This window comes from Streptomyces sannanensis (genome assembly GCF_039536205.1).
Taxonomy (GTDB): domain Bacteria; phylum Actinomycetota; class Actinomycetes; order Streptomycetales; family Streptomycetaceae; genus Streptomyces; species Streptomyces sannanensis.
Genome location: NZ_BAAAYL010000001.1, coordinates 108050 through 134473, shown reverse-complemented (window position 1 = coordinate 134473; position 26424 = coordinate 108050). Strand labels below are relative to the sequence as shown.

Below are 26424 nucleotides of genomic sequence, written 5' to 3'. Positions count from 1 at the left end.
GCGTGCCCGCCTTCGGTCTACTTTGCCGCCGAGTTCCTCGAACACCTCGTAGTGCAGAGCCTTCCTTCCTGGCCGGCTCGAGCCGCGGATCCTTGGGGCGCGCGTGTGGCCCGGTGCCCTTCGCGAACAAGAACAGCGCCATCAGCCGTCCGGGCCTGCTCTCCAAGTCCGGCCGTCGCTCGCTCCACACACGTTCCACAATGGCCGGGACGGCGAGGGAATGGCCCCGTAGCGTTGCCGCGTCCAGCCCTCGTGGCACTATGCCCCGGTCCTCCCAGTCGATCCTGTAGAACTCCGGGCCGGTCACGTTCGCCCACGTCAGGTCGGCATGGGCCGGCCGCCACTCCTCCACCGTCGTGTCGGTCACCTCGGGAAAGACCTCCTGGTCCCTTGGGGCCGATGGGGGTGCAAGCATGCGAATTCAGTGGAGAGCAGCGCCTGCTCCGAGCTGTCGAGGCGGAAAGTCCACCGAATCCAGACATCTGCCGTTCCGCTGGGGCAGATGCTTCGGAGCGGGCATGGCGTCGGGAATGACAGCGGTGCGTGCGGCTCGCTGCTGGGCTCGGCTCTCGTGCACCCTAAGCCTGAGTACATTGACAGAGTCAACGCGTAGGCTTCGGTCGCCGGCTGCGCCATGCCTCGGGTGCATCGTTGCCTGCCATATCCAGCTAGACCATCCCTGAAACGAGAGACCATGGAGCAGCACGATGAACCGGTCACGCTCAGCCTTGCAGGGATCGCGCGGCTTGCCGGAGTCGGTCGTGCCGCCGTGAGTAACTGGAGGCGGCGGCACAGCGACTTCCCCAAGCCGGTCGGCGGCACTGACGCCAGCCCCATGTTCTCCCTGGCGGATGCGGAATCCTGGCTTCTACGACACGGCAAGATCGACGAGTCCTCCAGTGGCTGGGACCGTCTCTGGCCGCGGATCGAGGACCTCGGTGACCGGGGCGGGATGGCTCATCTACTGGCCTCGGCGGGGGAGCGCCTGGCGATCCCGGCGATGAACCCGCCGCGCGGAGCCCCGGAACCCAGCGCTGCCGACCGGAAGCTGGCGGACGAGGTCGTGCGGCTGGCCCTTCGTCAGTCGTCGAAGGAAGCCTTCGCCGTGCTGCTGGATCGTTGGCACGCCGTCCACGTACGTCAGTTGATCGTCACTCCCCGCCAACTGGCCGACACCATGGTGGCTCTGGCGGCCGAACTCCGTGACGACACTGCGCCGGTGCGTCGGGTGCTGGACCCTGCGTGCGGAATGGGTTCGCTCCTGGCTGCGTCCGGTCGGCGATGGTCGGGGCAGGTACCTCCGCCTGCGCTGGCAGGTGTCGACAACGATGTTGCTGTGGCTCGCCTGACCCGAGCCAGACTGGCTCTGGAGTTCCCGGGCTGCGAGCGTCACGTGCAGTCTGGGGACACACTGCTTGATGCCCCCCTGCGGCACGCCTCTCGCGCAGACGTGGTTCTGAGCTATCCACCGTCCAACGAGCGTTCCTGGGGGCACGACGAACTGGCGACCGATCCTCGCTGGACGTATGGCACGCCACCACGGACCGAGCCTGAGCTGGCGTGGGTGCAGCACTGTCTGTCCGTGCTGGAACCTGGGGGAGTAGCAGTGCTGGTCCTACCACCGGGTGTCGCTTCGCGCCGGGCCGGACGGCGAATTCGGGCGGGGTTGGTACGCACCGGAGCCGTGCGAGCCGTAGTCGCGCTGCCGCCCGGGAGCGCGCCGCCGCATGGGGTGGGATTGCATCTGTGGCTGCTGGCGACGCCCCGTGAACATTCCGCGGATGAGGTGACCTTCGTCGACGCTGCGGACTGCCGGACGACCGCGATCACCGGTCGCGGCATGGCCGTCGACTGGGACGGTCTGCGTGAGCGCACCGTGGCGGCCCTGCGTGGCAGTGACCTACTTGGCGTCACACGGGTGCCGACCGCGGAACTGCTTAGTGACGGGACCGACCTGACGCCCTCTCGCCGTACCGTGACCGAGCGGTCCGTGGGGCCGGTGGAACTGCGCCGCGCCTGGACCGGCTGGGACAGGGCCCTGATGGATATGGACGATGCGGCCAAGGCAGTACGCGAACACGAGGCGAGTGCCGCAGCGCCGGACGACTTCAGCTACATCTTCGTAGGTGATCTGGAGCGTTCCGGTGCTCTCGAGGTGATGCCCGGCAAGGTTCTCGCTGACGATCTGATCCAGCAGGGAGAGCAGGCCGAGGATGCTCTGCCCGTCATCACCCCATGGGCCGTACGGGGTGAGGAGCCATGGGTTGCCGCGGCGCAGGCCACCGAGTTGGAGGCTGAGGGACAGGGGGTTCTGACGTCCTTCGGCGATGTCGTGGTCGTGACCGCGGCCGGCGGATTCGACGTCTGGGTCGAGACGGCCGGACCGCGACTGCTCGGTGCCCACACCGTCCGGCTGCGGACCGACCCTGCGCTGCTCGACCCGTTCTTCCTCGCCGCGTGTCTGAGCGCGCCAGGCAACGACCAGCGGGCAGGGACGCGTGCCTCCTCTTCCTCTCGCGTCGACGTGCGCCGACTCCGCGTCCTGCGCGCGCCGGCGACGCAGCAGCGGCGGATCGGGGAGGTCCACCGCCGACTCGTCCGGTTCCGGGAGGCGGTGGCCGACCTGGGCAGGCACGGTGATGCGCTCTCAGCCATGTTGTCGGGGCTGCTGGCCCAGGGCAGGCTGACGGAGGAGTGAGGGGCCGGGCCCAGGCAGAGGCAGGGCCCCGGTTTCCGCGGAGTTCCTCAAGCTGGCCCTGGCAGGCGATCCAGCAGCTTGCGGATTGCCTCGGGCAGCGCCGGGGACACTTCACCTTGCCTCGCGTCCAGAACAAGTTCCTTCACTTCGACTCCTACTTCTCGGCAGAATTCCACGGTCTGGCGGGATGGTCCTGGCCCGGGCCAGAACGCGAGTTCCTCGGCCAGCTCCAGCCAAGTGTCGGCCACCGCCTGGACCGGGCTCCCTTCCGCGGTCATCACCTGGACCGCGACGAGCCGTGCCCGTGCTCGCAGTTCACCGGCATCCGTGCCGGCCGATGCGTCCGCGAGCCGCCTGGCGACATCCCGGCAGATGCGGCCCGCGGAGGCAGTCTCTCCGCGCAGCATCTGAGCACGGGCCACGACGAGGCGCGCGCTTTGCACTTCGCGGACCGCCCCAGGGAGGCACTGCTCGGCGCGCAGCAGCATGGCGGTCAACTCGTCGACGGCCTTGTCCGGTTCGCCGCGTTCGATTTCGATCTCGGCCTCGGCGCACAGATTTCGGAGCGCGGACCGGGTGGGACCGCCGACGGGTCGGCGATGCACCCGAGGGCGGCGCGGACCCGTCGGCGCTGCTTCCGAGAGCGGGGCCGCAGCGGTCCCCGGGGTGCGATGGGGCAGGGTCGGGTCCGGGTCGAGGGCGGGGCGTGGAGAGGAGTCGCCCGGCGAGGGCAGCAGGGGCCGCCAGATCTCAAGTGCCAGTTCCAGAGGCGGCCGATCGGCGGGCGACTTGGCGAGCATACGGTCCGTGATGTCCACGATCTCGGACGGCAGGCCGGGGACGTCGTCGCTGAGCAGCGGCGGCCGCTCCTCGCAGTGCAGGCGGGCCAAGTCGTAGTCGGAGTGGCCGGCCTCGAAGACCAGCCGTCCAGTTACCATCTGGAACGCGATGCAGGCGACACTGTAGAGGTCGGCCTCCGGGCCCGGGTTCCGTTCGCCGCGGTGGATCTCCGGAGCCATGTAGCCGATCGTGCCGGGCGTCCGTCCGTTGGTGTACCGGGTGGCCGCCGGATCTTTCGGCAGGGCGATGCCGAAGTCGGTGAGGTATACGACGCCGTCGCGTCGGGCCAGCAGGATGTTGGCTGGCTTGACGTCCCGGTGTACCACGCCCGCGCCGTGCACCCGACCGAGCACTTCCAGCAGCGGGACGATCACACACGCCGCAGCCGACAGGGTGGGTCGGTTCCGGGTGAGAAAAGCATGCAGGTCATCGCCGTCGACGTACTCTGTGACGAGGTACGGGCGCGGCGGGGAGAGATCGGCGTGGACGAAGGCTGGCACGCCCCGGCCACCGAAGCGTTGGTGCATTTCGCACTCGCGGTCGAAACGCCGTAGCTCTTGTGGGGTGGGAGTCCGGTACCCGCGCAGGGTGGCCTCCGGATCTCGAGGCCACAGGAACTTCACCGCGACCGCCCGCTCGGCATGCCTGTCGTCGGTCGCCCGATAGACGACCCCCATGCCACCCCATGCGCCTTCGCCGGCGCGGCTGAATCTGCCCGCGAGCTTCTTCCCCGCCGGCCATGGCTCCACCACACACACTCCCTGCCTCTCCTGGCGAACCGTCAGACAGCAAGCTACAGGAGATTCTTGCGTGCCTTGACTTTGTTCACAGAGCTCTGTCACGGTGATGCCCTCACCGTCGAGACTGCAAGGAGTCGGCACCGTGCAGCCCTGGGACAACCCTCCCGGTACGGTCGGCGTCGGGCGCCTGGCCCGCATCCCGGTCCGTCATCTGCGCGACGAGGAGCCCGGTTGTCCGATGAACCGTGCTCTCAGTGTCCGCCGCGACGTGTTCGCTGCGGAACGGGTTTCGTCCAAGACTCCACGCGAGGAGTTCCCGTTCGCGCTCGTGCAGGAACTGCTCGATCAACTGGAGTCCGGCGCGGCGCAGAGCATCGAAGAGGCCATGGAGCGGTGTCGCCGGACGCGCTCCCGGTGCCTGCCGCAGCACGTGACCTGGTCGGCGGCGGCCGCGGAGCGTTACCTCGACGCCCGCCGCAGGGACCAGGAAAGCCGCGACAGCGCCGACGTTCCGCGCACGTTCCGCGCCCCGGACGCATGGATCGCGTTTCGCACGCTTGAGGAGCCCGACGAGCGCGGCATCACCGACTACGAGCGCACTGTCTGGGGGAGGCAGTACGTCTCGGACGACGCGACGCTGCGCGAACTCGTGATTCCCACCAAAGGAGATGCCAAAGAGCGACTCCCGCTGCCCGAACTCGCCGCTGTCGCCTCTGTCCTGTATTACGGGACTCCGGCTCGCATCCCATCCTTCGAGCATCACTCCCCAGCTCTCAGGCACCCGGCGCCGCCGCCGCGGCCAGAACGCGTCCGGGTCTACTCCGCCGGCCTTACCGAAGGCCGGGTCCGTCTTCTGCGCACAACGGAGACCGACGCCTTCGCGGACTGGACCGCTGAAGAGATCATGGACTTGCACGAGCAGCACGTCGTGCCCCGGCTCGGCCGTGTCCTCGACGGCCGCGATCGCGTCGCCGGTGCCCACTGCGCAGGTTGCAAGGTGTTACCCGAGTGCCCCGTCGTACCGCGGGCGCCCGATCTCCTCGTGCTCCCACCTCCCACGCGGCCTCGCAAGCGGCGCACGGTATCGGTCAGCGACCTGAGAGCACACCGCGACTGTCCCGCCCGCTACCACCTGACCCGCGTACTCAAGCTGCCGGCCTCCGTTCAGGAGAACGAGGCCGTGCGCAGAGGCCGGGCCGTCGACGGCTGGCTCAACGCCCGGCACACCTCGGCGGACGCCTCGCCGTGCCGCGAGGTGCCCCTACCCGCACACCTGCCCGGCCTCACGGACGATGAGCTGGCCCCCGCCCTCGGCATGCTCCGGGCCCACCAGGCCAGGTGCCCGCTCGACAATCCGGCGGCGACGCGGTTCCGCCCGCAGCATCGAGTGATGGCCCACGACCCGCAGTCCGACGTCGTGGTCATCGCCTCGTGCGATCTGGTCTACGAGGAACGCGGCGGCGTCGTCGTCCGCGAGACCAAGACCAGCGCGTTTCCACCAGGCGGCCGGTCCGTTCTGCTGGAGAAGCATCCGCAGCTCGCCCTCTCGTTACTGCTTCTGGCGGGCGGCGTGCTCGGCGGCGATTCGCGACGATCCCGCGTGGAACTGGAGATCCTGCGCCCGGACGGGGTGTCCCTTGAAGAGTTCGATCCGGGCGATGAGGCCACGGTCGAGCACGCCCGTACCGTCCTTGCCTCGTACACCGTGCCTTGGTCCGCCGAGACCCGCTACGACGCGGTGCCCCGGCCCGGTTACGACTGCACAGGCTGCGAGGCGCTGTCCTGGTGTGCCACTGGTAAAGAGCGCGTGGCTGCCGCAGGTTGAGGGAATTTCCGTTGTTTCCGTCATGTCGCTCGTCGCACCACCTGGAGTGGAAACCGTGCCTGCGAGTCCCCTTGCCACCTTCGATTCGTCCGCCGAAACGCTCGATGCCTGGGCTGCCCATGACGGCGTGCCGCTGCTGGCCACCGTGGCCCGGGCCCTGTGTGTCCTGGACCACACCACTGGGTTGGACGCCTTCTGTCTTCCGTACCCTCCCGTCGTCCAACTCGCCCTGGACCGGGCGGTTGTCGCCTGGCTGCGCGGCGGACTCCGGCCACCCGCCTCACTCGCCGAACTCGTCCAGCGGTGTGCTGACATCCCGTTGGAGGACTGGCCGCTGTCACTGCCGTCGGACGCCGTCGGCCCCGACGACGTTCTGCTAGACCCGTACTCGCATCGCCCCACCCAGTTGTGCCATGAGTGGAGCGAATGGGAACATTCGGCGCCCGACCCGGCTGTGCGGCATCGCGACCAGCAGGTGATGCGGACCGCTCTGGACCGCTGCCGCAGCCACGGAGAGGAGGACGCATACACCGAGTTCCGCAGCCTGTTGGTGCGGCGGCCGGTGCTTACAGCCCAGGAGCTCTTCGCCTTGCACGGCGACTTCACGCTGGAGCCGGTCTGGGAGCTCATCGACCTGATCTACCCGGAGGTCCCTCTTTCCTGGAGCCGGGATGGTTGCTACGCGGTGTGCGGTCGCTGCGGAACACTGCTGACGCCGCTTGCAGGCAGAGAGTGGTGGTGCGAGCGGGATCGCTGCCGACGGCAGGGAGACCCGCCGGTCGGCCGTCTGATCGAGGCGGCTCACGCCGGCACTTTGTACCAGCTGGAGCGCCCGCTGCGCCGACACGTCACCGGGCCGGGACTGGCTGAGGTGGAATTGGAGGACCGGCTCACCGGTCTGGGCCTCGACGTCACCATGTGGCCGGGTTTCGACACCTACGACCTGCTGGTGGTCTTCCCCGACGGCCACCGCTGGGCCGTCGACGTCAAAGACTGGGCGCACCCGGCCTTCCTCGGCCGAGCCGCCCGCCCCGTGCGGCCCGAGCCTCCGTACGACGAGGCGTTCTGGGTGGTGCCTGTCTACCGGGTACGCGAGCGCCCCGGCTATCAGCAGGCGTTTCAGCGAGCTCGGCCCCCAGCGGCTGCTGCCGTACGCCTGCTCACCGACGACGAATTGATCCGGGCTGCCCGGCAGCGGCTGGCCGAGTCGCGCCGTGGCACCCGCGCCGAGAGCCAGGAGGGCACAGATGCGTGATGAGAAAGCCTGGTGCGAGGCTGTAGCGGGGGAGTTGAGGGACGAATGGCCCGAGGCCGGAGCCCCGGACGGGTTTGGCCCCGTCGAGTTGTGCCGCGTCGAGCTGGGGCTGCGGCTGCTCGAACGGCTTGCCCCTACGGCGGATGCCGTGGATGCCTATGCGCTGTTCGGCGGTTACCCGTTCGCGCAACACGCCGGGCTGGCGCAACATCCGTGGCAGCGCACGGCCCTCGCCGCCGCCCGGCACCTCCTGTGGCCGCTGCGGCGGCGCGCCTGGCGGCAGGCGCTGGACGCCTACCGGTCGGTCGCCAACAGGCTGCGGGCTTACGAGCTGCCGCCAGTCGGAACCACCGGCGGTCCCCGACCCGTGGTACCGATGGTGGCCGGGCGACGGATGGACATCTACGACCAGGCCCTCAGCCGGCTGCCGGACCTGGTCACCCGTGCCCTCAAACCGGCCCCGGCAGGGACGAGTTCCTTCCAGGAACGCCGCCGCAACGCCTCGGTTACCATTCCCGAGGAACTCGTCCGCGCCAACCCACCCGGCCACGACCTTGCCGCAGGACGGCCCGGGGGCGGCGAGCCCCTCAGCGTGTGCCGCGCCGAACTGCGAGCAACGGCCCGGTGGATGGACGAGGCCGAGCGCGAGGCGGAGGTCCCGCATCCCGGTCACTGGGAACAGCGGCTGGAGGGGGTCAGGTTCGCGCCCCGCAATGCCGCGGGAACGGACTACACCGAGGCCGACGAGGTCGAACTGGCCGGCATGGTACACCTAGCCGGCATGGTCGGCGCCGGCAAGAGCACGTTCATGATTCTGGTGGCCGTGTGGGCCGCCCGGCGCGAGATCCCGCTGCGCACCACGCTCGTCGTCGGAGACGTCGCCGAACAGCTACGGCTGTGCAGTCTCTTCGAGGCACTCGACATCGCCGTCGCGCCGGTGCTCGGCACCACGACACGCGAGCAACACGTCCAGCGGCTGCACCGGCGGCTCTCCGCCCGAGGAATCGATAACCTCCTCGACCACGACGACCCCGGCTTCGACCTGCTGAGCACCGCCTGCGCAGTGAGCGGTCTGCGCGGCGTCGACGGCGATCCGCTGCAATACCGCGACGCACCATGCACCCGGCTGCATCCCGAGCCACAGCGCGGCCCAGCGGAACCGGAATCAGTCGTCCTGGAGCAGTGGACTCCCGACCGGAGGAACACCGCACCCCGCCAGGCCCACGCCCCTGACCGCCTGCCCGGTCGCCCGCACGGTTGCCCTCTGTGGGCCGAATGCCCGCGCCACGCGGCTGCCCGCGCGCAGGTCGACGCTCTGATCTGGGTGGCCAACCCGGCCAGCCTGGTACAGAGCCAGGTGCCCGCGCAACTCAACGACGAGCGGCTGCGCCAGCTGGAACTGGCCTGTCTGCGCAGCGACCTGATTTTCGTGGACGAGGCAGACAGCGTCCAGATGGCACTGGACCGCCTCTTCACCCCCTCCGGCACGCTGGTTCGCCCCGACACCGACTCCTGGCTCGACCAGCTGAATCGTTACAAGATCGAGGAGCTGAGCAGGCGCGCCCGCCTGCCGCTGACCGACGGCCAGGTCGCCCAGTGGAACCGGGCACTGGGAACCGTCACCCTTGCCGTCGATCCGCTCTGCGCTCTGCTGATCAAGGACGAGTACCTCCGGGAGTGGGCTGATCCCGCCTACTTCAGCCCGTGGACCCTCCAACAGAGCCTGCTCGACGATCTGTTCCGCGATGTGACCCGGCGCCACCGCGAAGGCGAGCAGTACCAGGTCGAACGGGAGGCGTCCGCGGCGGCCGACATGGGTGAGGACAGCGCTGAACTCTACGAGGGCTATGACGACGTGGCGGACGAGCCGGGCCCCTCCCCGCACCTCGCGCTCTCCCCGGCCCGCCGCTTGCTCGAGGCTGCCTGGGATGCCTTCCGCGACGATCCGTTCGGAGAAGGCGACGCCCTCGACCCGCTCACCGGCGTCCTCACCGACACGGCCGACGCCCTCCTGCACCACATGGCAGCGGGCCGCACGAGGGATCGGGTGCGTGAGCTGGCCGGTCAGCTCGTCGACCGGGTGACGGAGGAAGTACGGGCCGAACAGCCTGCATTCACCACGCCCCCGCCCGAGCCGACGAAGGACTGGTGGGACGTCCTATGCCTGCGGCTCTCCTTTCTCCTGCTGCTCAGCACCCTCCACCACAGGCTGGAGCGACTCACCTTCCTATGGCCGCACGTGGAGGCCGCCCTGCGACTGGACTCCCAGGGCAGGGAGCTGGCCCGGCGCGTCCCGCTGGACTACGCCCCGCTGGTGCCCGAGGCGCCCATGGGCAACATCCTCGGCTACCAGTATCTCCCGGACGGCGAGGAACGCGACGACGCCGGCCGCCGGGGCGGCACCCTGCGCTTCTTCCGGTGTGCCGGAGTCGGGCGCGAGCTGCTGCTGAACCTGAACAGCCTCGGCGCCGACCCGGCCACTGGTCGTGGCGGCCCGCACGTCGTGTTGATGTCCGGTACCAGTTGGGCCGGCGAGTCCAGCCGCGCCCACGTCCGCGTCCCGGTGAGCCTCGTCCTCAAGCCCACCGACGTGTCCCTGGCTGCCGTGGCCCGAACCTCGTTCGCCACCCGTTTCCTCTACGACCGGGACGAGCGCCCGATGAGCCTCTCCGGCACACCGCCGCGCGACCGGCTCGCCCAGGCGGTCGCGATGGCCCGGCGGCTCGGCGAACCGGGCCCGGGCGGCTCTTCGGTGCTGGGTCAGGAGATCAGCCGTATCCCTGAGACGACGCGGCGGAGAGCGCTGATCCTTGTGGGCAGTTACCGGGAAGCCGCTGCGGTGGCCGAGGCACTGCACCGGTTCGACGCCTGGCGCGGCAAGGTGAGCGCGCTGATCCCGGATGACGAGGCCCGCGGCAGCGGCGTACCAGCCGGCACCGCCCCGGGGCAGCAGGACGAGACTCCGGCGACACTACGGCGTGGCGACGTCGCCCGCTTCGCCGACGATGACACCGCAGAAGTCTTGGTCGCTCCGCTGCTGGCCGTCGAGCGTGGCCACAACATCCTCAACGAGGAGGGCAAAGCGGCCTTCGGCACGGCTTTGTTCCTGGTCCGCCCTCACCCCCGCCCCGACGACCTCGACCTGTCCGTCTTCGCGGTCAACGATTGGCTGAGCGGCATGCTCCGCGACCAGCCGCGCCGCGACACCCTCGACGGCCCGCACACGCTCACCGAACTCATGGAGAAAGCGGGATCGCTGGACGAAGCGGCCGGAGTCCTGCGCCAACAGGGCCGCCGCGAATGGCGTCGGCTGCTCAACCGCAGGTACGCCTACAGTTCACTGCCCGCCTGGGAGAAGCGCGCCTTCGCCTGGGACCAACTCGTCACGCTCTGGCAGGTCATCGGCCGTCTGGTGCGCGGCGGAGTGCCGGCCCGGGTGGTGTTCGTCGATGCCGCCTTCTCGCCTCGCCTGGCGAGACAGCTCGCACCCGGCAGCACTGGCCAACCGTCCTCCGGGACTGATGTGCCGGGCACCGACGGCCTGCTCCACGCCCTCGCCGGCATCCTCGACCCCTACCTGACGGACGGGCCCGACATCGCCCCGCCCCACCCCGACCCGTCTGCTCGCTCTCTGGTCCGTCTCCTGTACCAGCCGTTCTACAACGCCCTCCGCACAATGACCCATCGCTGACTTCCCGACTCTGCTCGCGAGGAGCCGTCCCATGCCACCCGTCTATCGCTCCGCCCGCACCACGGCCTGGCGCCCGGCCGACGCCTTGGCCTCTCACACCGTGCCCTACCGCGTCCTGCCCTTCCCCGAGCAGTGGCGGGACGCCGTCCTGACTCTCTGCAACGCGCCCCGGGTGGCAGCGGGCAAGGAGCCGTGGAAGACAGCACCGACCTGGCGCCTGGAACAGGTCCTGCAGGCTTTCGCGCCCGACGTCCTCGCGCTGCCACGCCCCTTCTACGACCGTGACCCGGGCGCGCCAGCCCACTGGCTATGTGCGCCCGCCGACCTCCCCGACCCGCTCCCCGGCCCTGTCCTGGACACCGTGCTCAAGCACTGGCTGCGTGACTTGCGGCCCGAGCCCGAGTACCGCGGCCTGCTGAAGGAGACCATCGCAGAACTGGCCGCCCATCCGCCGCGCTGGAAGACCGTCCACCATGAACTCCTGCCGCGTGACGTCCCGACCGATGGCGGCACCGCACGTCCGTCACCGCACCAGTACAGCCTCAGCCCCGACTGGCTGGCCCGGCGGATCCTCGCGCTAGGCCCGTACCCGTACGACGGTGGGCAGCTCATCTTCCGGGCCATGCCACGTGGACCACGTGACCAGGGTGCCCAACTCGTCTCCGAACCGATCCGGTTCCCCGGGCCGGACGAGAAGCAGGACTCCTGGTGGTCGGTGACGCTGTCGATCACGCTCCAGACCGTGCCGTTCGACCCGCTGCCGCGCTTCAACCTCCGCTGGTCGGTTCGCCGCTGGGCCACTCGTACCAACGCCAAGACGGGTCGGTTGCGCCTCCCGTGGGGTGCGAGCACCACCGTCCTGCTGCGTCCGCGCAGGCCGTTCCTGCCGGGCACGCCCCGCAGCGAGCGGTTCGCCGTCGCCGCTCTGGAGCGCTACTGGGACAAGGACATGGGTGAGAAGGGTGACTTCGCCGACCGGTGGCGCGCGGGCGGCCCCGCAGCGATGCTCGCCGGACTGCCCCTGGGCGAGCCCTTCCCGGACGCCGACGCGATCCTGACCGACCCCGCGTCCTGGCTGCGCGACGATGCCCGAGCCGGCATTCTGTACCGCACCGCTATGGGGCGGCACGACGTAGGCCCCGGCTTCATGGCACACCAGCTCTCACAGCTCACAGCCTGGGCGGAAGGCGCCCTCACGTCCGAACTGCGCCGCGCCCCGGACCTCGCGCTGATCGATCGAGGCACGCCCGCGAACATCCCCAAGGGCGACAAGGAGACGGTCGAAGCGGAACGGTGCGCTCAGCGCCGGCTGGCGACGGCCTACGCGCTGGACGCTCTCGACGGCGTAGCGCGCCAGGGCGGCGCTCCCGTGCTTGAGGCACGGCTGCTGTGGCAGTCGCCGCGGCTGCGCGACGCCGCTTTGGCCTCCCTCGGTGAGCTTCTGGGCCTTAAGGGCGACGGCGGGTCCTTCACCGCACAGCAGTACGACGACGCCACGGCCGGCGCGCCGGTCGTGCACGAGTGGTCCGCTCCGGAGCTGACCGTGCGGGTCCGCTGCATGCGCCCGCTCGTCGCGCTCAGTGACCGTACTGCCGACAGCCTCCTTGCCCCGCTCGACCTGCCCACCGGCACCCATATCAAGGACGTCCAGGTGACCGCCGCGACAGTGGCCCGCCGCGACAGCGCCGCACAGTGGCTGGCTGCGGAACGCACTACCGAAGCGCCGGCCCTCGCCCTGGTAGAGATCGGCCGCGCCGCGTCATATCCAAGCAGACTGCACGACCCGAAGTTCGCCATGCGACTCGGCTGTGGCAAGGCAGGCTTCGTCACACAGTTCACCACGGTGCCCGAAGCAGGCGGCGAGAACGGCAAGGGCGCGGAAACAGCGTCCAGCCTGCGGCACCGCACGCTAAGTGCCTGGAACGACGGCCTGCGGCAGCTCGGCGCGCGCACCCTCCCCCGGCTCGCCGAGGACGACGGACTGCCCGACGGACTGCGGCATGCCGCACTGTGGATGGTCCGTAAGAACCGTACGACCCGGAATCGCTGGGCCGCGTACCTCCCGGTCGGCGTCATGATCACCCCCGATCCGGCCGGCACCGACGCGGCCCGTGTCGAAGGCTGGGACCCCGAGGCGCGCTCCGGCGCAGGCGCCTGGGTCCCCTACCCCGAACTCCTGCTGAGGCTGACGACAAAAGCTGAGGTCAAGCCCGTTCTGCCCAGCCAGCGCGGCTCACAGGACGACGAGGCCGACACCTCGGAGGTGCAGACGGAAAGTGGGACCGAGCGCCCGAAACGCTACCAAGAACGTGAACGGCAGCGCCGTGAGGCCGCCGAGTGGCTTCAGGGTCTGCGTGCCTCCCTACGCACCGCACCAACCGTCCTGTTCGCCGAGGCCCACAACGCCCGCTCGCACTGGACCTGGCTCCAGGACGGCCGGATCGAACGGGATCGCCTGCAGGACGGCCTCGCTCCCGCTCGTCGCCTCGACCCCGACCTGCGGATGGTCCGGGTCCGCGCAGGCGCCCGGAACGAAACTCCGCAGTGGTGGGGGAGAGCCCCGGAGGGCAAGGCGAACGGCATCCAGCAGGGCTTGTGGGTGCCAGAGGATGCCGCTGAAGACGCCCGCGTGTTCTTCAGTACGACGGCCAAGCCCGTGCAGTTCAAGCACGCGGCGGTGACCGCCGACAAGCTCTCGCCCCGGCCGATCGCTCAGGGCAAGCGCAAGGGTGAACCCACCATCGACACCGGCCAGGCGGCCTGGATGCCGGGGCTGCTGGAGATCGCCGTCGTCGGTTGCCATCGGGACGACGGCGACGACCCTAGGTCCCTCGCGCTTCTCACCCATATTCTGCGCCAGCCCTCGGACTACGACCAGGCGCTTGCCCTGCCCCTGCCACTTCACCTGGCCGGCCTGGCACAGGAGTACGTACTGCCGACACCGAAGGACGACGAGGCGGAAACGGGAGACGCAGGGGCCACGGTCCAATCCGACGCTTCAGACGATTTGGATGACGCGCAGGACGCATCGCCGGTGGAACAGCCTGTGCCGAACTTGGAGTTGGAGGCACTCGACGTCGACACTGAAGGGCAGCTGCAACTGTTCGAAATGTAGGTCTGGCCGTATTCGGTGGTGACGGTGGGTAGCCATCACCGATCATGACCGTTCAGTCGCTGTGCCATACGGCCGGTGGCCGCCGCGCCCAGGGCCGCGGCCACGCGAGTCCGGCACTCGCACGGCCGCGCCCGCAGCAGGCCCGCGGCCACGCTCACGCAGTATCCGCCCTCACAGACCAGATTTTGCTGGGTAGGGTGATCCGTGTTGCCGCGGGGCTCGGCACCGAGTCAGGAGCGGGGGTGGGGACGGGTGTCGATACCCGCACTGCAGGCCATGGAGCGCGCCCGGGCCGCCGGAGGCCGCCTTGTGGACTTCACTCAGCGGGAGAGCCGCGGCATCGGACAGGTGTGCCCGTGGGACTTGGTGGTAACCATCGGGCCGGAGCCCGAGGACCTTGATGCGGCAGCCTGGATCATCGCCGACGAGATCATGCGGGCCCGTACCGACCTGGACGACCTCGCATACCGGCTCTGGCGCGACAGCGCCCTGGCCGGCACCCCGCTGACCGGCCCCGATCGCGCCCACGTCCTGCTCTACGCCGGCCCGGTATTCGAGGCCAACGACACCACCGGCATTACTGGCTACGTAGGCGAGTGGCTCTGGTATCTCTCCACCCGCGACCTTCCCCCCGAGCCGGGGCGCAGCGTAGAGATCCTGGACCCGCCCTCATCGACGGTGACGGACAGCGGGCCGGACGGGCTGGTGATCCACCGAGTGCCCGGCAGCGAGCTGGGGTTCGTCTTCCGGTTGTGGGAGATGAAGAAATTCACCGCGGAAAAGACGAAGCCGAGCGACACGATCCGCAAGGCATGGCAGCAGTTGAACACTTGGGGGGCGCGGTACCTGGGTCAGATCTCGTGGGGAGGCCGGGAGCTGGCCCCCGACACCCGGGAGTTCGTTGCCTCAATAGCTCGGCAATGGGTGGACGCGAAGGTGTCGGGGAACGGCGGGGTCAGCATCGCTCTCGACGCCGAATACATCCCGGACACGGCCTTCGAGCGCTCGCACCAGCACTTCACCACCCACACCCACCCGGGCGCGCTGCAGGGCGTAGTGGTGGCGATCGAGGATCTTGAAGACTTCGCGAAGGACGTGAGGAGGTACGTGTGGAGCGCACTCTAGACCTGGAGGTACTCGCGTCCGCGCTCGGCGAGCACCGGGCGGGCGGGGTGCTGCCCAGCGCACCGGACCTGCTGGCGGCGATGACCGAGCTAGAGGTCGCGGCCTTCCGCGGTGAGCGGGAGATCGAGGACGAGACCCTCGCCACGGCGTGGTACCTGCACGGGCTCGCGGCGCTCGCCCCGGAGACTCCTGGCTACGACGCGGTGCAGGTGCGGCGAGCCTTCGCCACAAGCGCGCACCTGATGGACCTCGCCCTGGGCGACGAACGCAGACCCGAGGCTGAGCGGCTCCAGATCGCCTTCGCCGCCCAAGCCGGATACCGGCGCAGCGAGCAGGACCCGAACGCCACCGCCGTCTACCGGCAGGTCCACGCTCTCGTTGACATCACCGGTGAACTGCGCGGGCACATCGGCACCCTGTCGGTAGAGGCCGGCGTCATCTTTCTCGGCTTCGACCGCCCGGAGCTGGGCCGGGCGCTGCGTGCGTGGAGGCGGCAGCTGCGTGGGGTGAGGGCAATGATGCGCCGCGAGTCCCTGGCGGGGACCATGTACGGGCCCGCAGAGGCCGTTGTGGAGGCCGTCTTCCACCTGTACCAGTTCCTGGCAGTGGGCGAGGAACGGGATCTGTTGGCGGCGCAGCGGCTGCTGCGGGACGTGATGACGCAGGCGGCCGGCCGGGGCGATCGGCTCGCGCGGTGGGTTGCCGCGCATCTGTACCAGCTGAGCGGGGAGATGGCGGCCAGCAGCCTGTACCAACTGCTCCCCCCGGGCACTCCCCGGGCAGTGTCGCGGAGCTTCGCACTGTCGGAGCCGCCAGTGATGACGCTCTGGCCGCCGCAGCGCCAGCTCCTGATGCTCAAGCGCGGCAATCCGCTCGACCCGGCGACGTCTCGAAGCCTGATCAGTGTGCCGACCAGCGCGGGCAAGACGCTGATGGCGCAGCTGGTGATCTGCTCGCACCTGGCGCAGCGCCCCGGGCGCGTGGTGTACGTGTCGCCGATGCGCAGCCTGGGGCGGGAGATGCGCGGGACACTGCGGGGCCGGCTGCGGGTGCTCGGGCGGCGCCTGGCTGCAGAGCAACCGGATTTTCCGCTGGGCACCTGGACCTCCTCGGCCCAGCCGGACGGCGGGGACGTGGAGATCGTCACCCCGGAGCGGCTCATGCACATGATCCGCAACCACCCCGGCGAAGCACTGGCGGAGGTCGGGCTGGTCGTCGTCGACGAGGCCCACCACCTGGGCCAGGGGCGGCGCGGCTTCGTGCTGGAGAGCCTGCTCACGCTGCTGCAGGCTCGCAGGGACATCCGACTCGTGCTGCTGTCCGCGGCGGTCGGCAATAAGGGCGACATCGCCTCGTGGCTCGACCCGGAGCGCCCCGAACGGGAGGTCTACTTCACCGACACCTGGCGGGGCCCGCGCCGGATGCACGGGCTCATGTATCCGAACCTCATGGCGGAGCAGGCCGAGTTGACGGAGCGGCGACCGACGGCAAAGCATGCCTCGCCGGTGCTCGCCACCGTGCCCGTCGAGACCCTCCTCGATGTCCGGCCGACCGCCTCGTCCGCCATCGCCCGACTGACTACCGGAGAGGTGGGCACGCGGCGCTTCGCCGGCTCCGCAGGCCGGTGGAACGCGCGGACCCGTCTGCCAGGCGGGATCGCCGACTACCAGGTCTTCGCCGCTGGCGCCGCGGAACTCACTGCGGTCGGCAGCGTGCTGATGGTCGTCGGCACCCGGCGGGCAGCCCGTGACGCGGCACTCGCCATCGCCGAGTGCCTGCCCGAGCGGCCCGAAGCCGAGGCTCTGACCGACTACCTCGCCGACACGCTCGGCACGGAACACCCGCTAGTGCGCTGCACCCGGCACGGCGTCGCCTACCACCACGGCGCCCTGCCCGAGGATGTCCTGCACGCCGTCGAGGGCGCGCTGCGTCGCAACGAGCTCCTGGCGATCGCCAGCACCAGCACCCTCACCGACGGCGTCAACCTGCCCGTGCGCACGGTCATTATCCACCACAAGGTCGACGGCGACCCGCTCACCTACGACGGCCAGCGCACCCTGTCCCCCGCCGAGCTCCTCAACGCCATCGGCCGCGCGGGGCGGGCTGGTCGGGAGAGCGAGGGGTGGATCTTCCTGACCCGCCCCTACCCGCCCCGCCCCGACGAGTTCGACTCCCTCAACCCCGACCCGGAGCAGTTGCGCGTCGTTTCCGCACTGCTGACCGACGAGGCCCTGACCGCACTCGCTGACGCCGAGGACACCCTGCGACAGGACGCTGACGGAGTCTTCGCGCTGGCGGATGGTATCGCCGCAGACTTCGCCTCGTTTGTCTGGCTCGTCCTGCAGCTCCACGCTTCCTCGCCGACGCCGCAGGGCAATCCCATCGACGCCCTGGACGCACTGTTCGCCCTGTCCCAGAGAGGCAACGGCCGGCAAACCAGCCGGTGGCTCACCCTCGCGGACAAGGTTGCCACCGTGTTCGAGACCACCGACCCGGCCCAGGCTGGCCGGTGGGCCGCCACCGGCACCAGCCTGGGGTCGGCCCGCTACCTCGACTGGCTCGCGAACCAGTTGGCCGTGCTGCTCGACCGGCACACGGTGGACGACGCCATCGGAGGCGACCGGCTCGCCGAACCGGAGGAATGGTCGCTTCAACGCACCCTCGACTTCCTCACCGAGCACCAGGTCTTCGACCGTCTACTCGACCACGTCCCGGAGGTCACCAAGACCTGGAGCTTTAAGGACAAGGAGACACGGGGCACACAGATGGACGTCCCGATCGCCCCCGCGCTCCGCGAGTGGATCTCCGGCACCACGATCCCCGACCTCGCCCGTTCCTGGCAGCCCGGCGTCGCTGCCGGGTGGGCGCTCGAACAGGCGGTACGCAACATCAGCACCGCCTTCGGGCACGCCCTGAGCTGGACCGTCGGCGCCCTCATCAACCTGGTCAACACCAGTCCCGTGCTCTCTCCCGGCGCACCCAGGCTCAACACGCACACCGCCTGGCACATCCGCCACGGCGTCGACACCGAGCAGGCCCTGACCCTGCTCACCTCCGGCATCACCTCCCGACGCATCGCCCACCTCCTCGGCCGCGATGCCGCCCGCCTGGGGCACCGGTCGGCCGGCCTGCGGCAGTGGACCGCCCAGCACCACATCGACGGCTGGACACGGCAGTACGAGGCGAACGACTACGAGGTCCAGGACCTCCTCGACTACGTCCGAACCCCCTCCGACCCGATCAACCAGCTCCTCGACAACCGCGCCGCCACCACCCCGCTAACTCGGCTGGCAGCAGGGACACCCGACGGCCCGGTCAGCGTCGCACGGCCTAGCGAGCGCCACCCGACCATCCGCGTCGGCCGCGACCGTCGCCGGGTGGCGACTGTGCCCGCCGACCGCCACCTCGATGTCCTCGCGATGCTCGACAGCGGCCTCGACCTCAACCACCGCCTCCACAACGGTCAGCTCATCACCACCCGGCGCGCCCGGTAGCTTTCGCCGAGCAGGTCGAGGAACTGAGCGAAGACAGCACAACCAGTGGTCAGCAGATCAGAGGCTGGGCCGACGCGGTGACGACCCACCAGCGGGTGCTGCGACGCAGCGGAGCCCCGATGGTTCGCACTCCTGTGCGAGGGAGGGCCTTTGTCAGAGGTCGTCCGTAGCATGTGGGTTACCTGGAGGAGGTGTTGTGGCCGTACCTGTCGCGCAGCAACGCAAGTTGACCCAGCGTTCCGGCAATATCTGCGCCTTTCCCGGATGCGGCTTACTGCTGACGGCTCAGGGGACGCCGGAAGACCCCGTTGTGGTGCTTGGCGAGATGGCCCACATCGTGGCGGAGAGCCCGAACGGTCCGCGGGGCGATTCACCGTTGACGCCGGAGGAGCGCAATCGGTACGAGAACCTGATCTTGCTGTGCAATCAGCATCACCAGCTGATCGACTCCGAAGGTGCGCTGGCGAAGTACACGGTGGAGCGTCTGCACGCCATGAAGGAGACTCACGAACAGCGGATCGAGCGCAGGCTTGGCGGGCGTTCCAACGTGCCGACGGAGCTGCCCCCGATGGTCAACGACACCGTGTACAGCAACGTGCTGCCGGTTACGCAGATGCCGCGCTACATCTACGGAGCTCCTTGCTCTGTCGGCCGGGAGAACGAGGTCCGGCCAGCCGCGGCATCTGCTGGGACGATGACGCCGTTCATCCTGCGTGAGGGGCGGTTGTGGGCATTCCAGGACTTGCGGGACACCAGCAACCCGTTCGTCGACGTGGTGGCGTGCACGGAGACCGAGCGCTTCTCCACCAAGGAGTGGTGGACGGATCCCGACAGGCTGGGGTGGTACGTCGCGCTGCTGAACCGGTCGCTGAACAAACTCACCGGACGTCTCGGACTGCGGCTCGACCACGACCACCACCGCTACTACTTCGAACCGGAGGCTGCTGGCGTTGAACGCTCCGTGCCATACCGGCCGTTGAATGCCAGCAGGGCGACCCGGAGCGTCGTATGGCAGCCCAAGAAGCGAGCGACCGGGGAGGCTCGCAACTATTGGCTTCACCGTGCTGTTTCGCTGCGCTTCTTCCTCATCGGTGACAACCAGTGGTGCCTGAGCGTCAGACCCGAGTTGCGTGTCACCTCCGACGGCTTCGAGTCCATACAGGCCAAGTACATCGGGCGGCAGGTGACCCGGAAGAAGTCCCGCCTCTTCAACCACGACCTCCTGGGCGAAGTGCAGTTCTGGCGGGACTTCCTCGGCAGGAGCACTCCGCGGATTTTCTTCCCCTTCGGCACGGACAGGCAGAATTTGATCGTCTCGACATCGCTGAGTAGCGGACAGGTGCGCTGGCCGGGCATTCCCCCCGAGCACGACATGCCCTTCAAGAATGTCGACTACGTGGACGACCTCTTCACCTGGGCCGAGGCGGAGGGTCTGAGCGAGGACGATGATGCCGCCGACGAAGACGACGACGCGGAGGAAACGCTGCGATGACGGCACGCCCTGCTCCACCGAGGATCTCGCCCGCCGGCTCCCCGTCGCTCATCGCTAGCACCTACTTTCCCGAACCGCTGCTGCAGTTCGCCGACGACGGCCTGCACATTGACCCCAAGGCCGGCATCGCACGCTACGGGCCGCGTTCCTGGACGGCATCGGGCCGCCATCCCACCCGGCTGCGCGTGGGGCTGATCGGTACCGCCGAGCTCGTCGAGGCGGCCCGTACCTGGATGAGCAGTCGCGCCGAGGGCGTACGCGGGGATCTGAACAACCCGGAGTTCCCTGGGTGGATGCCCGACCGCGGGTTCTTCTCGTCGCTGGAGTTCGACGACGCGTGGAATGAAGAACTGGGGCAGACCGAACTGCGGCAGGTACTGGAGATCAAGTCGCAGAAGGACCGCTTCCACGCTGCCTTGACCCTGTTCGAGGCCAAGTTCCGGCAGTTGGCAGAGCGTGACAGCGTCCCCGACTACGTCGTGATCGCGCTGTCCGACCAGATCGTGACGCGCTGCGGCACGGCCGACTACACCGGCAAAGAGACCGGCGCGGTCCATCGCGACCTGCGCCGGGCTCTCAAGGCGAGCGCCATGAAGTTCCGCATACCAACGCAGATCGTCCGAGCGCCCGCGCTCGACGGGCGCGACAGGACACCGCCCTCCCGCATCGCCTGGAACTTCTTCACCGCGATGTACTGCAAGGCGGGAGGCTATCCGTGGAGTCCGTACGGCCTTACGCCTGGGACCTGCTACGTCGGCATCGGCTTCTATCGGCCACTGGGTAGCGCGGATGCGACGATGCAGACCAGCCTCGTGCAGGTGTTTGACGAGCGAGGGGAAGGACTGGTTCTCCGGGGACACGAATTCGAGTGGGATCCGAACAAGACCGGGAGTCGTTCGCCTCACCTGACGGCTGACGGCGCGCACCAGCTGATGGCCCTGGTACTCGACCGGTACGAGGCAGCCATGAAGCAGACCCCGGCTCGCATCGTGGTCCACAAGACCTCGCGCTACTGGCCGGACGAACGTGACGGCTTCCGCGCGGCGATCGAGTCCCGTGTGCGGCGCTACGACCTGATGGCGCTTGAGGTGCAGAGCCGGGTACGTCTCATCACCACATCGAAGTACCCGCCGCTGCGCGGAACCCGTTTCACTTTCGGTGACTTGGACTACCTGTACACGACGGGCTACATATCCGCGCTCAACGAGTTCCACGGGATGCACGTTCCGGCGCCGCTCCAGGTCGCAGACCATGTCGGACAGGATTCTTCGCGAGATGCTCTGCTGAAGGAAGTCCTCGCGCTCACGAAGCTCAATTGGAACTCGGCCGCATTGGGCGGACTCCTGCCGATCACGATCAAGTTCTCCGGGCTGGTCGGCGAGATCATGAGGGAGATCCCCGCAGACCGGGAGCCACTGCCTCAGTTCAAGTTCTATATCTGAATGCACGAGGTGCCGGCCTCGGGCAACGCCCCCTTCTCGTCAGCTCCCTGCCGGCGAAACGGCTGTACGACCTGCGGCACTCGGCGCTGTCCACCTGGCTGTACGTTGGCGCGACCCGCCCGAGGTCCCCTGAGGGCGTCGAAACAGCGGTGAGGTTCTCCTGTCCCTGGACGCTTTGTCTTATGACCGGCGCGGCTCAGCGGTACTGCTCGGTCTCCACGAAGCCCGCGTCCGCGTCGAAGGCGGCGGCGGGCGGGTTGAATCCGGGCGGGCTGTCCTTCAGGGCCAGGCCCATCCCGGGGAGCTTTTCCATGACCTCGGCGATGGACTTCGCACCGAAGTTGCGGACGTCCGGGAGGTAAGCCTCGGAGCGCTGAACCAGTCGATCGGGCCTCCGGCACACGTTCTTCACGTGCCTCGTGCTGGTTGCGGAAACAATTCTCCGCCCGTCCGACGTTGTCCATCTCCTATGCGATAACGGGGGTGGTCGGCTTGAAGTTGTTCCGGACGGACGCATCGCAAAGCGGCGTGAGCGAGGTCATGCCGCGTCTTGCTGAGGTCGAGGCAGATGTGCAGGGTCTCGTCGAGGCGCACATGGAGACGCTGCTAGGTGTACTGACCCGTGAGGTTAGGGACGCGGCTGGCGGGTGGTTGGCCCTTGAGCGCGGTGTGTCCGCGGTGGTGATTGTAGGTGTGCAGCCAGGCGGGGTATGCCTCGCGTCGCTCGGTCTCGCTCCGGTAGGGCTGTGCGTAGGCCCATTCGTCGAGGAGGGTGCGGTTGAACCTCTCGACTTTCCCGTTGGTCTGGGGCCGGTAGGGGCGGGTCCGCTTGTGTGAAATCCCTTGCTCTGTGAGGCAGTTGCGCCACAGGTGGGATTTATAGCAGGAGCCGTTGTCGGTCAGGACGCGTTCGACGGTGATCCCGGCCTGGGCGAAGAAGGCGTGGGCCCGCTGCCAGAATCCGACGGCGGTCTCCTTCTTCTCGTCGCCGAGGATCTCGCTGTAGGCGAGGCGGGAGTGGTCGTCGACGGCGTTGTGCAGGTAGCTGTAACCGACGCCGGAGCGGGTCTTGCGGCCGGCCTGGCGTCCGAGGGTCTTGTGGCCTCCGCCGTCGGGGATGTTGCCGAGCTTCTTGATGTCCACGTGCACCAGTTCGCCGGGGCGTTCACGTTCGTAGCGGCGTATGACGCGGCCGGTGGCACGGTCCAGGTGGGTCAGACGGGCCAGGCCGTAGCGGGTCAGGACCCGGTGGACGGTCGCGGGGTTCAGCCCGAGAAGGTAGGCGATGCGGGCCGGCCCCCACCGGCGCAGGACGCGGACCTTGATGATGCGCCGCTCGGTGCGGGTCGGGGTCCGGCGCGGGCTGCGCTGCGGGCGTGAGGACCGGTCGGTCATGCCTGCCTCGCCCAGCTCGAGGTAGCGGCCGGCCCACCGCTGGGCTGTCGTGGGTGAGACCTGGAAGCGTTCGGCGGCCCGGCGCAGGGTCCAGCCCTCGTCGACGACGCAGCGGGCCAGGCGCAGGCGGCCGGTTTCGCTCAGGGGTGCATTACGGTGGGGCACGAGGGCCTTTCTGTTGCTGGTGCAGATGTCGCAATCCACACCAGGCCAGAAGGCCCTCACCCATTTCAAGATTGGTCAGCCGTGACCCCTGTCACTGTCCACAACCTCCCGAGACAGAACAGCTAGGGCGCGTATTCGGTTGTGATCAAGGGGTGGTCCGCGTGAGGTCCTTGATCCAGATCATCGAGGCGCGGAGGTGGAGGCCGGCGAGGTAGCTCTCAGGGGTCTTGTCGAAGCGGGTGGCGATGCCTCGCCATGCCTTCAGCTTGTTGATCAGCCGCTCGACGGCATTCCGCTCCTTGTAGAGGTCGGCGTCGTGGCTGACGGGCCGACCGCCCCTGCTGCCTTTCTTCTTCCGGTTGGCGGCCTGGTCCTTCTTCTCCGGGATGACCGCCTTGATGCGGCGTTTCCGCAGGTAGGCACGGTTTCCGTGGGACGAGTAGGCCTTGTCGCCGGCAACCGCGTCGGGGCGGGTGCGGGGGCGGCCGACGGGCAGGCGGACCCGCACCTTCTTGAGCACGGGGATGAACTGCGGGCTGTCCGCGGCCTGCCCCGCGGTCAGGACGAACGCCAGAGGACGGCACTTCCGGTCGGCGGCGAGATGAACCTTGCTGGTCAGCCCGCCCCTCGAACGTCCGAGCAGGGCGGCTTTCAGCCGGAGTTTGCGCCGGCGCCGGATGTGCCGTCGTTCTTCCCGCTCGGGGTCGTTTCCGGCGTCCTGCCCGTCTTGTTCTTCCGGGCCGCCCCCTTTTGCCGGGCCTTCTCCTCGTCGACGGCGGCCTTCTCCAGAGCGGTCATGACGTCCTGGCCGAGATGGGTACCGGCAGCGTCGTGGTGGGCCCGGGCTGTGGTGGAGTCCACGCTGACCAGGGACAAGTCCACCTCACCCCGCTTCGCGGCTTCCGCGATCAGGCCCTCCAGCAGGGCTTCGAAGACGCCGGCATCCCTCCACTGCCGGAAGCGGTTGTGGACGGTCGGCCAGGCACCGAACTCCTTCGGCATCTCCCGCCACTGCCCGCCCGTCCTGAACCGCCAGATCACGCCTTCGAATTGCTGTCGCAGCCGTTCGGGGTACGGGCCAAACCTGCCGATTGGCAGGTACGGCTCGATGAACTCCCACTCCTCGTCCGTCAACTGCACCCGCGTCATGCAAGACGATCTACCGGATCAGGCCCCGCCGCGAGGGCGAATCCCGCAAATTGATCACAACTCGATACGCGCCCTAGTACTCCAGCTGTAGATGGTGATCTTCACGCTTGAGCGGCTTGCCGCCGGTAGTGGCTGGCCTGGGATCGGGCTTGGTGGCGGCGTCGCCAGTCGGACCAGCCGAGCCGATGTGCGGCATCGTGGACGGGCCGGACGACGAGAGTGATGAACAGGCGCTGGATCTCGTTGCAGGTGAGGGGTATGAGGCCGTTCGGTGCCGGTTGGCGGGCATGGTCATCGGCTCGGACGACGGCGAGGAAGGCGTGGGCGAGCATGGCGAGGGTGACCCAACGGGACCAGGACGTGTAGCGGCGGACCTGGTGCTCGTCCAGTGCGGCCAGGCCCTTGCCGGACTGGAAGAACTCCTCCACCCGCCACCTTGATCCAGCTACTCGCACCAACTCGGCCAGCGGCACTGCGGCGGGCGAGTAGCAGCGGTAGTAGGCGAGTTCGCCGGTGCTGCGGTTGCGGCGGATCAGCATCTGGCGGCTCCCGGGTCGGGGGTCGGCGAGGTCGATGACGGCCCAGTCGTAGAAGCGGTGGCCCTTCGCACCGGTCCCCGCCGACAGCTTCTGCCAGGCCCGCTTGGGGACCTTCTTGGCCAGGGTGTCGGCACGGAACTTGCCGGCTCCAGTTGCGGCTTCGTACGAGCAGGCCACCGCGAGGACGTAGCCGGTGCCGCGTTCCTCCAGCACCGTGCGAAGTTTCGGGTTACCGCCGTAGACCTCGTCGCCCGCAACCCACGCGGCCCGGTGGCCGGCGTCCAGGAACCGGGCGACCATCCGCGCAGCCAGTTCCGGCTTGGTGGCGAAAGCGGTCTCCTCGCCAAGCCCGGCGGCCCGGCAGCGGTCGGGGTCGGCGGTCCAGGAGCGCGGGACGTACAACTCCCGGTCCACCGCGGCATGCCCGCGCTGACCGGCGTAGACCAGGTAGACGGCAACTTGGGCGTTCTCGATTCTGCCGGCAGTGCCGGTGTACTGGCGCTGGACACCGACCGTGGCGGTGCCCTTCTTCACGTCGCCGGTCTCGTCGACCACCAGCACCGCCCGCTCGTCGCGCAGGTGCTCCACCACGTAGCCCCGCACGTCATCACGGACCGCGTCGGCGTCCCACTTGGCCCGGCTGAGCAGGTGCTGCATCGCGTCTGGGGTGGACTCCCCGGCCCACTCGGCGATCGTCCAGCAGTTCTTGCGAGGCAGGTCCGACAGGAGTCCGAGCACCAACCGCCGGACTCGGCGGCGGGGCTCCACCCGCGCGAAACGACCCGCGATCCGGCTCATCAGGCCCTCGAATACGTCCTGCCAGTGGACCGGGTCTACGCTGTGACCTGCGGCCACCGCTTGATCGTTCGTTGTCTTCACAAACCACGATGATCACCGGTGGCCGCAACCGTCTCGCTCCCGGTCCAGATCGCGGGACCGTACCGCGGCGGCCGGGATGCTAGGCCATCCAGCAGTACAGGCCGTGACCCCGCCCCTCGGCGGCACGGGCCAGGTCTGCCAGATCACCCAGGAGTTCCCGCACCATCTCCAAGTCGAACGCCTCGCCCTCGGCGGCCCGTTCCTGGATCCACAGCTCGCCGACCTCGGCAAGGCGAGAGGCCGAAGCGCCGGCCAGCGCTCCTTGAAGCGCACCCGAGGCGACAAACAGCAGGGGGCCGTCCCCATCCTCTGGGTCAGCAACCATGCGCGGCTCATCGGACGCGACGAGCGCCTCGAAGCTCTGCCCAGTAAGCAGGCTCTCCCACTCGACCACCGCCTCGGAAGCATCGAAGTTGCCGCAGGCCAGCGAGTCGAAGACGCCGACCGGCCCGCGATCAACAATGCCCGCAGCTGAGGTGTCGTCAGGGGCGATGAAGAACTTGATGATGATGCTCACCTGTGCATGGTGCCCGCTCAGGCCGCCACACCCCCACACGATGTCCCGGGAGATCCTGCCGAA

Annotated in this window: 13 protein-coding genes and 4 pseudogenes; 10 read left to right on the top strand and 7 right to left on the bottom strand. The window is 68.9% G+C overall.

Features of this window, described 5'->3' with window-relative positions:
- Positions 1 to 64: 64 nt before the first annotated feature.
- Positions 65 to 376 (bottom strand): annotated as a pseudogene (locus ABD858_RS00705) (hypothetical protein); the annotation flags it as partial.
- A gap of 318 nt (positions 377 to 694) precedes the next feature.
- Here ABD858_RS00705 and ABD858_RS00700 point away from each other — a divergent pair.
- Positions 695 to 2698 (top strand): N-6 DNA methylase, encoded by a 2004-nt coding sequence (locus ABD858_RS00700; RefSeq protein WP_345033735.1) that lies wholly within the window; start codon positions 695 to 697, stop codon positions 2696 to 2698.
- Between the two features lie 47 nt (positions 2699 to 2745).
- Here ABD858_RS00700 and ABD858_RS00695 read toward each other — a convergent pair whose 3' ends face one another.
- Complete coding sequence (locus ABD858_RS00695; RefSeq protein ID WP_345033733.1) at positions 2746 to 4290, bottom strand: serine/threonine-protein kinase; 1545 nt, start codon at positions 4288 to 4290, stop codon at positions 2746 to 2748.
- A 130-nt stretch (positions 4291 to 4420) separates the two neighbouring features.
- Here ABD858_RS00695 and ABD858_RS00690 point away from each other — a divergent pair, with 130 nt between their 5' ends.
- The 8 genes from ABD858_RS00690 (at position 4421) to ABD858_RS00655 (ending at position 21717) form a co-directional block, all read left to right on the top strand.
- Positions 4421 to 6103 (top strand): PD-(D/E)XK nuclease family protein, encoded by a 1683-nt coding sequence (locus tag ABD858_RS00690; RefSeq protein ID WP_345033732.1) that lies wholly within the window; start codon positions 4421 to 4423, stop codon positions 6101 to 6103.
- 55 nt (positions 6104 to 6158) lie between these two features.
- Entirely contained in the window at positions 6159 to 7358 is a 1200-nt protein-coding gene (locus ABD858_RS00685) for a restriction endonuclease-related protein (protein ID WP_345033731.1), read from the top strand.
- Positions 7351 to 11049, top strand: a complete 3699-nt coding sequence (locus ABD858_RS00680; protein ID WP_345033730.1) for a pPIWI_RE_Z domain-containing protein — start codon at positions 7351 to 7353, stop codon at positions 11047 to 11049. The genes ABD858_RS00685 and ABD858_RS00680 overlap by 8 nt, the downstream gene beginning before the upstream one ends.
- Positions 11050 to 11080: 31 nt before the next feature.
- The gene (locus ABD858_RS00675) at positions 11081 to 14164 is read left to right on the top strand and encodes a pPIWI_RE module domain-containing protein (RefSeq protein ID WP_345033729.1); all 3084 of its coding nucleotides are present in this window, start codon (positions 11081 to 11083) and stop codon (positions 14162 to 14164) included.
- Positions 14165 to 14416: 252 nt separating this feature from the next.
- On the top strand, positions 14417 to 15289 hold the full coding sequence (locus ABD858_RS00670) for a hypothetical protein (protein ID WP_345033728.1): 873 nt from the start codon (positions 14417 to 14419) through the stop codon (positions 15287 to 15289).
- Positions 15274 to 18783 carry a DEAD/DEAH box helicase gene (locus ABD858_RS00665; RefSeq protein ID WP_345033727.1) on the top strand — a complete coding sequence of 1170 codons (3510 nt, stop codon included), beginning with the start codon at positions 15274 to 15276 and terminating at the stop codon, positions 18781 to 18783. Before ABD858_RS00670 ends, ABD858_RS00665 begins: the two co-directional genes overlap by 16 nt.
- A 196-nt stretch (positions 18784 to 18979) precedes the next feature.
- Entirely contained in the window at positions 18980 to 20275 is a 1296-nt protein-coding gene (locus ABD858_RS00660; RefSeq protein WP_345033725.1) for an HNH endonuclease, read from the top strand.
- Positions 20276 to 20460: 185 nt separating this feature from the next.
- Positions 20461 to 21717, top strand: coding sequence for an argonaute/piwi family protein (locus ABD858_RS00655; RefSeq protein ID WP_345033724.1), 1257 nt, complete (start codon positions 20461 to 20463; stop codon positions 21715 to 21717).
- A 196-nt stretch (positions 21718 to 21913) separates the two neighbouring features.
- On the opposite strand, the pseudogene ABD858_RS00650 reads toward ABD858_RS00655, so the two are convergent.
- A pseudogene (locus tag ABD858_RS00650) lies at positions 21914 to 22099 on the bottom strand (DNA-directed RNA polymerase subunit alpha); the annotation flags it as partial.
- Between the two features lie 101 nt (positions 22100 to 22200).
- Between ABD858_RS00650 and ABD858_RS00645 the strand changes: the two are divergent.
- Positions 22201 to 22332 (top strand): annotated as a pseudogene (locus ABD858_RS00645) (DUF5655 domain-containing protein); the annotation flags it as partial.
- Here the strand turns inward: ABD858_RS00645 and ABD858_RS00640 are convergent.
- From ABD858_RS00640 to ABD858_RS00625, 4 genes and pseudogenes are all read right to left on the bottom strand, one after another.
- A complete protein-coding gene (locus ABD858_RS00640; RefSeq protein ID WP_345033722.1) occupies positions 22324 to 23277 on the bottom strand; it encodes an IS481 family transposase in 954 nt (317 codons plus the stop codon). The pseudogene ABD858_RS00645 and the gene ABD858_RS00640 sit on opposite strands and share 9 nt — an antisense overlap.
- 145 nt (positions 23278 to 23422) lie before the next feature.
- Positions 23423 to 24426, bottom strand: a pseudogene (locus ABD858_RS00635) (IS5 family transposase).
- A 101-nt stretch (positions 24427 to 24527) separates the two neighbouring features.
- Complete coding sequence (locus ABD858_RS00630) at positions 24528 to 25763, bottom strand: IS701 family transposase (protein ID WP_345044180.1); 1236 nt, start codon at positions 25761 to 25763, stop codon at positions 24528 to 24530.
- Between the two features lie 160 nt (positions 25764 to 25923).
- Positions 25924 to 26361 (bottom strand): hypothetical protein, encoded by a 438-nt coding sequence (locus ABD858_RS00625; protein ID WP_345033718.1) that lies wholly within the window; start codon positions 26359 to 26361, stop codon positions 25924 to 25926.
- Positions 26362 to 26424 lie beyond the last annotated feature (63 nt).

What these genes read in the sequence shown, in the direction of transcription:
- ABD858_RS00700 (WP_345033735.1), top strand. Translation starts at nt 695, where the DNA reads ATGGAGCAGCACGATGAACCGGTCACGCTCAGCCTTGCAGGGATCGCG.
- ABD858_RS00680 (WP_345033730.1), top strand. Translation starts at nt 7,351, where the DNA reads ATGCGTGATGAGAAAGCCTGGTGCGAGGCTGTAGCGGGGGAGTTGAGG.
- ABD858_RS00675 (WP_345033729.1), top strand. Translation starts at nt 11,081, where the DNA reads ATGCCACCCGTCTATCGCTCCGCCCGCACCACGGCCTGGCGCCCGGCC.
- ABD858_RS00630 (WP_345044180.1), bottom strand. Translation starts at nt 25,763, where the DNA reads ATGAGCCGGATCGCGGGTCGTTTCGCGCGGGTGGAGCCCCGCCGCCGA.